The sequence below is a fragment of the Neolewinella aurantiaca genome (genome assembly GCF_008014675.1).
Taxonomy (GTDB): Bacteria; Bacteroidota; Bacteroidia; order Chitinophagales; family Saprospiraceae; genus Neolewinella; species Neolewinella aurantiaca.
Window position 1 is genome coordinate 1 of record NZ_VOXD01000095.1, and the last position, 1,435, is coordinate 1,435.

The following is a 1,435-nucleotide window of genomic DNA, read 5'->3' on the forward strand; positions in this document are numbered from 1 at the left end:
ACTCCCCATCCCAGAAGAAAGATCCGCAATCCACGTTCAGTACCTCCACCGTCACCTGGTTGCTTACGGCCTCACAAGGCCCGGCGGGATCGTTGGTGGTAAGGATGAACGTAACGGAACCGCGCAGGGCGTCCTCTTTGCTTGGGGTGTAAGTTGTTGCGGTAGCGAAATCAGTGCCCGTCGTAAACACTCCTGTTCCGTCGGGGGTGCTCCAGCTGCCGCCCAGGGAGGCAGGGCTGATGCTGGCGCCTTCGTTCAGAATCACCGGTTGCGTGGAACAAATGGTGAACGGCTCGGCAACGATGACTTCGATGTCACAGACAACACCCACGTCGAGCGTCAGGTCCATCTCTCCGCTGTTAAGAAAGTCGGTCGGATTGGTCTGAGCGGTGAATTCGGTCAGCGCAATGCTGTTGTCGCTGTCGTCTTCATCGAGCCCACCGGCATCGGCCGTGGTGAAGTCGTAGAATTCTGCGTTGTCTGCCGTTGAGATGTCGAAGACGACCGAGTAGCTGCCCGGAGGCAAGTTGGCAAAGCCATAGCTTCCGTCAGGTGCAGTAGTTGTCACGCCGGTAATGGCGTTGCCTTCCGCATCAAGCGTAACGATGTCGCCGTTGCTGTCCAGCAGCGTAACGGTTACGCCACCGATGCCGGGCTCTCCCATCGTCTGCAGGCCGTCGCCGTTCAGGTCGACGAAAGCGGTGTCGCCGAGGCTGACCGGAGCGAAGAAACCGAAGTCGAGCGTCATGTTTCCGTTGCTGTCGAAGACATCGTCCTGGGCATTGCCCTGAGCAGACTCTTCACCTGCGTTCGCGCCGTTCAGTGGTTCGTCGCCGAGCATCAGGGTGATGGTGTCGCTGCTCACGCTGGTGCCACTGCCGCCGGGCTGTAAGCCTTCATCGTCGTTGTCCAGGTTGTCGTCCGGGTCGGTTTCGGAGAAAGCGATGCCGGTGTTGTTCGACGAAATCGGGGCCGCCGCCGGACTGCTTGGGATCACGACGTAGTAATCGCCCGGTAGGAGGTTGGTGAAATGATAATCACCATTTGCATCCGTTACTACCGTTGCGGCATCGGCTGGGTCGAGCACCCGGGCACCGGTGGCATCCGTCAGGATCTGCATTTCGGTATCAGCATCGAACAATTGTACTTCCACGTTGACGATGCCGGTGTCGGCTCCGTTCTGGAAGCCGTCGTTGTTATTGTCCAGGAAAACGGTGCTGCCCAGGCTCACGGTCTCAATCGAGACGCGGGCGAGGTCGAAATCGTCGGCATCGGCGGGGTTATCGGTCATACCGTTGCCGTGTGGTCCGTTGTCATCTTCTTCATCATCCGTGTCGGTTTCGGGGGCATCGCCGCCGTTGTCGCCGGGTTGAGAATCCTCGTCGGGCAGGCCCAGGGCATTGCTGGCAGCGGATATTTCGGCGACATTATCGAT

The 1,435-nt window shown here is 59.1% G+C and carries 1 protein-coding gene; it reads right to left on the reverse strand.

Annotation, left to right across the window (positions count from 1 at the left end; translation table 11 throughout):
• Nucleotides 1-1,435 (reverse strand): SdrD B-like domain-containing protein (locus tag FUA23_RS22155; RefSeq protein ID WP_319923277.1); only part of this gene is annotated, 1,435 nt, incomplete at both ends.